The organism is Allobosea sp. CER48 (assembly GCF_044752385.1).
Taxonomy (GTDB): domain Bacteria; phylum Pseudomonadota; class Alphaproteobacteria; order Rhizobiales; family Beijerinckiaceae; genus Allobosea.
Genome location: NZ_JBIWYK010000221.1, coordinates 1 through 5,211, shown reverse-complemented (window position 1 = coordinate 5,211; position 5,211 = coordinate 1). Strand labels below are relative to the sequence as shown.

Below are 5,211 nucleotides of genomic sequence, written 5' to 3'. Positions count from 1 at the left end.
TGCCTTCCGGAGCCGGCACCGTCAGGCCGGCATAGGCCTTGCCCTTGTAGTTCTCGGCTGCCGCGGCCCGCTCCAGCAGCGCCTGCGCCGCGCTCCCCGCCAGCGCTTCGGCGGCCGGCGACAGCACCAGCCGATCCGAGACCAGGACCACGAGGTCCGGCCCCTCGGCGGCGTTCAGGGCTTTGACCTCGAGCTTCAGGCGCTGCGACATGATCCGCTCACAATCTTGCGACAAGTGCGTGGGAAGGACACCAGGATGGCCGGCGGCAGACGATTCCCGTTTGCGCCGTGGACGCGGCTATACCATAGGGAGTGTCCGACGAACCACCTCGGGAATCCCACGGGTTCCCGACTGCCGGAAGCGACGCGTGCTCTTCAACCGCCTCGACCGATACATCCTCAAGATCGCGGCAGGCGCGGCGGTCGTGCTGCTGCTCGGCCTGACAGGGGTGATCTGGGTCACGCAGGCGCTGCGCGAGGTCGATCTCATCACCGGCAAGGGCCAGACCGTCGTGATCTTCCTGACGGTCACGCTGCTGTCGCTGCCGGCGCTGATCGCCGGCATCGCGCCCGTCGCGCTGTTCATGTCGACGCTCTACACGCTGAACAAGCTCAACGGCGATTCCGAGCTGATCGTGATGAACGCCGCCGGCGTGGCGCCGCATCGAATCGTCAGGCCCTTCTTCGCCCTCACGGTCCTGACCGCGGTCGTCGTCGCCTGGATGACGATCTCGGTGATGCCGGCGAGCTTCCGCATGCTGCGCGATCTGATCACCCTGATCCGCGCCGATTTCGTCGCCAACGTCGTCAAGGAGGGCCAGTTCGTCTCCCTCGATTCCGGCGTGACCTTCCATTATCGCGAGAAGGCGGGCGACGCGCTCGTCGGCATCTTCATGCAGGACCGCCGCGACCCGGCGCAGCCCTCGATCTATCTCGCCGAGCGCGGCCGGACCGTCGAGGCGGAGGGACAGAGCTTCCTCATGCTGGAGAAGGGCACCATCCAGCGCGAGACCAAGAACACCTCGACGACGTCGATCATCTCGTTCGAGCGCTACGCGCTCAACCTCTCGGCCCTGACCGGCGACCCGACGGGCGGCTCCGGCGAAGGCGACGGCGACAAGGTGGTCTACAAGCCACGCGAGCGCTCGACCTGGCAGCTGATCAACCAGGACCCGAACGAGAGCTACTACAAGATCCAGGAAGGCCGATTCCGGGCCGAGCTGCACAACCGCCTGTCCGCGCCGCTCTATCCCTTCGCGTTCATGCTGATCGCGTTCGCGGCGATCGGCGAGGCGCGCACGACGCGCCAGGGACGCGCCCTCGCGATCCAGGCCGCGATCATGATCGTCGGCGGCACGCGCATCGCGGCCTATGCCGCCTGGACGGCGAGCGTGCGCTCGCCCTTCGCCGCCGCCCTGCTCTACATCCTGCCGATCGTCGCCATCCTCCTGGCCGTCGCGGTGATCTTCTACGGCGAGCGACTGCGGCCCGTGATGGCCCGTCTCGCTGCCCCCCTGACCCAGCCGCTCGCCAATCTTGCGGCCCGTTTCCGGCGCGCCTGATGCTGCTGTTCACGACTTTCGGGCGCTACCTGACCAAGCGCTTCGCCCGCGCGATCCTCAGTGTCTTCGGCACGTTCTTCTTTCTGATCGGCACGCTGGACTTCGTCGAGCTGATGCGCCGCGCCGGCGATTCTCCGATCGCCACCACGCCGCGAATCGTGCAGCTCGCCCTGTTCCGCGCACCCGCCGTGGCCGAGCAGATCTTCCCCTTCGCCGCCCTGTTCGGCGGCATGTTCGCGCTGCTGACGCTCAGCCGGAAGCTCGAGCTGGTCGTCGCCCGCTCGGTCGGCGTCTCGGCCTGGCAGTTCCTGCAGCCTGCCGCCGCCGTTGCAGGCGTGATCGGGCTTGCCTCGATCTTGATCTACAACCCTCTCGCCGCCGAGCTGAAGCGCAAGGCGACGGCCCTCGAGACGCGATTGTTCGTCCGCGCCAGCGGCAAGACCGGAGCGGCCCAGGATATCTGGCTGCGGCAGCGCAGCATCGACGGCCAGGCCATCATCCGCGCCGGGGGCGCCCTGCCCGACGAGGACGGCCTCACCCAGGTGACGTTCTTCGTCTTCAACGTGGATGGCTCCTTCAAGGAGCGGGTCGACGCGCGCCAGGCCGTGCTGCATCCGGGGCGCTGGGAGCTCAGCGACGCGCGCACCACGTCCGCCTCGGAAGAGCCACAGAGCTACGCGAGCTATGTGATCGCAACGACACTGGAGCCGGAACAGATGCGCCAGAGCTTCACCCCGCCCGATGCGGTGGGGTTCTGGTCGATGCCGGCCGTGATCGACCGGACACAGCGGGCAGGCCTCGACACAACCCCCTATGAGCTGCGTTATCAAGCACTTATGGCGCGGCCGCTGTTGCTCATCGCCATGGTGCTGGTGGCCGCATCCGTTTCCTTAAGATTTTTCCGTTTTGGTGGTGTGACCAAGCTGGTGATAGGTGGCGTCGCGGCCGGGTTCGTGCTCTATGTTGCGACACAGCTGTCGGAGGAACTCGGATCGTCGGGAATCGTCAATCCGGTCGTCGCGGCGTGGCTACCCGCAGCATTGGGAACAATGCTCGGGGCGCTCGCCCTCCTTCATCAGGAAGACGGGTGAATAGTACTGTGCCTATGGTTAATTTTAGGTTGAGCGGATGGCTTCCGGCGTGAAACGCGTAGCGCACTTTGCTGCGGCGACCGCGCTCGCCTCCAGCCTGGCCTATCTGCTGGCCAGCCCGGCCTATGCCCAGAATCAGCCTGCTGGCGCCAAGCCGGCCAATGCCGCCGCGGCCGCAGCCAAGCCGCAGGACCGGATGGTCGTCGACGCGCGCGAACTCGTCTACGACAACGACAAGAAGACGGTGGCAGCCGTCGGCAACGTCCAGATTCTCTATCAGGGACGAACGATCGAGGCCGACAAGGTCATCTACGACCAGGCCAACAAGCGCGTCACGGCCATCGGCAACGCGCGCATCACCGAGACGAACGGCACCGTCATCACCGGCGACCGCTTCAACCTCACCGACGATTTCCGCGACGGCTTCATCGATTCGCTGCGCGTGGTGAACCCCGACCGGACCCGGTTCTCCGCTCCGCGCGCGGAGCGGACGGACGGCGAGACCTTCATCTTCGACAAGGGCATCTACACCGCCTGCGAGCCCTGCAAGGACAACCCCGAGAAGCCGCCGCTCTGGCAGGTTCGCGCCGCGCGGATCATTCACAAGAAGTCCGAGCAGACGGTCTATTACGAGGATGCGCGGCTGGAGTTTGCCGGAGTCCCGCTGGCCTACCTGCCGTATATGTCGGGCCCGGATTCGACGGTTAAGCGCAAGTCAGGCTTCCTGTCGCCGAAGTTCATCAATACCGGCGCGCTCGGCTTCGGCGTCGGCCTGCCCTATTTCGTCAATCTCGCGCCGAACTACGACCTGACCGTCACCCCGACCTTCCTCAGCCGCCAGGGCGTGCTCGGGCAGGCAGAGTGGCGGCATCGCCTGATGACCGGTTCCTACACGATCCGCGCATCGGGCATCTTCCAGCAGGATGCCGATGCGTTCCTTGTTGCCCCATACGGTGCACGCGACAAGGATTTCCGCGGCTCGATCGAAACGAACGGCAAGTTCTTCATCAATCAGAACTGGTCGTTCGGCTGGAACGCCTCAATGTCGACGGACCGGTGGTTCTACCGGAACTATCGCATCCGCAACGAGGCTATCAGCAGCGCGACCTATCTGCAGGAATCGACCTCGACCGCCTATCTCAATGGCCAGAGCGCGACGGCCTGGTTCGATCTGCGCGGCTATTACTTCCAGCCTCTGAACTATCAGGACTGGCAAAAACAGCAGCCGGTCGTGCTGCCCGTGCTCGACTACGACAAGCGCGTCCACAAGCCCTCCTTCCTCGGCGGCGAGATCGACGTCAACGTCAACGTCACCAATCTGTGGCGCGACACGGCGGCCTTCTCCGAGCTGCCGCAGCAGAAGACCTACCTTCTGACGGGGCTGTATGGCGGGCTCTATGACGGCTGCGCGGTCTACCAGAAGGAAACCTGCCTGGTTCGCGGCCTGGCCGGCAATGTCGCGCGCGCGACGGCCCAGGTTTCCTGGCGGCGGAACTTCATCGACCCGCTCGGGCAGATGTGGACGCCCTACGCCTCGGTGCGTGCCGACGTCTTCTCGATCAACCCCGACACGAGCGGCGTGATCAATTCCCGAGTCACCACGATCGCCGACACTTCCGACGAGGTTTTCGGCCGGGTGATGCCGGCGATCGGCCTGATGTACCGCTACCCGTTCGTCGCCAAGACGAGCTGGGGCACTCATATCATCGAGCCTGTCGCCCAGATCGTGGCGCGGCCGAACGAGACGAACAGCCTGCGCATCGCGAACGAGGATGCCCAGAGCCTCGTCTTCGACGCCAATAACCTGTTCGAGTGGAGCGGCAAGTTCTCGGGCTATGACCGGGTCGAAGGCGGCACGCGCGCCAATGTCGGCGCGCTCTACACCGGCCGCTTCGGCCAGGAGGCCTTTGCCAACTTCCTCTTCGGCCAGTCGTATCAGCTGGGCGGCCGCAATTCCTTCTCGACCGGCGACCTCGTCAATACCGGCCTCAATTCGGGCCTCGACACCAACAGCTCGGATCTCGTCACCCGGGCCCAGCTGTCGCCGTTCAAGGGCTTCTTCCTCACCGGTGCAGCGCGCCTGAACTCGACAACGTTCGAGACTCAGCGGATCGACGCTGCGGCGACCTATTCGACAGGCCTCGTCACCGCCTCCGTCGGCTACGGCCGCTACGAGCCGCAGCCCGACCTCGGCATCCCGCGCCGGCGCGAAGGCCTGTCGCTCAACGGTTCGCTCAAGGTCGCCGAGAACTGGCGCCTGCGCGCGGGCGTGTTGTTCGACCTCGACAAGTACAAGTACGACCGCGAGCTCTATCGCAACGCCTACACCGCCTATCTCGCCGCCCCGACAGTGGCCACGGCCCCGGTCTATCCCAACACGGGTCCGTTCCAGACGGCTTCGACCTCGCTGGGTATCAACTATACCGACGAGTGCACGATCTTCGACGTCAGCTACTCGCAGAGCTATGCCGACCGGCAGGCCGGCGCGACGAAGGACACCCGGACGGTGATGTTCCGCCTCGAGTTGCGGACACTGGGCGAGCTCAGCTACTCCCAGA

3 protein-coding genes and 1 pseudogene are annotated in these 5,211 nt (G+C 65.4%); 3 read left to right on the top strand and 1 reads right to left on the bottom strand.

Annotated elements, in window-relative coordinates; translation table 11 throughout:
* Positions 1-211: pseudogene (locus tag ACIPIA_RS09905) on the bottom strand (hypothetical protein); the annotation flags it as partial.
* Between the two features lie 157 nt (positions 212-368).
* Here ACIPIA_RS09905 and lptF point away from each other — a divergent pair.
* From lptF to ACIPIA_RS09890, 3 genes are all read left to right on the top strand, one after another.
* Positions 369-1,562, top strand: coding sequence for an LPS export ABC transporter permease LptF (lptF, locus tag ACIPIA_RS09900; RefSeq protein ID WP_400509021.1), 1,194 nt, complete (start codon positions 369-371; stop codon positions 1,560-1,562).
* Positions 1,562-2,653, top strand: a complete 1,092-nt coding sequence (gene lptG / locus ACIPIA_RS09895; RefSeq protein WP_400509019.1) for an LPS export ABC transporter permease LptG — start codon at positions 1,562-1,564, stop codon at positions 2,651-2,653. Before lptF ends, lptG begins: the two co-directional genes overlap by 1 nt.
* Before the next feature lie 49 nt (positions 2,654-2,702).
* Positions 2,703-5,211: LPS-assembly protein LptD (locus tag ACIPIA_RS09890; protein WP_400509017.1), on the top strand; the 2,509-nt coding region annotated here is incomplete at its 3' end.

Coding starts and splice junctions, on each gene's coding strand:
- lptG (WP_400509019.1), top strand. CDS start 1,562: ATGCTGCTGTTCACGACTTTCGGGCGCTACCTGACCAAGCGCTTCGCC.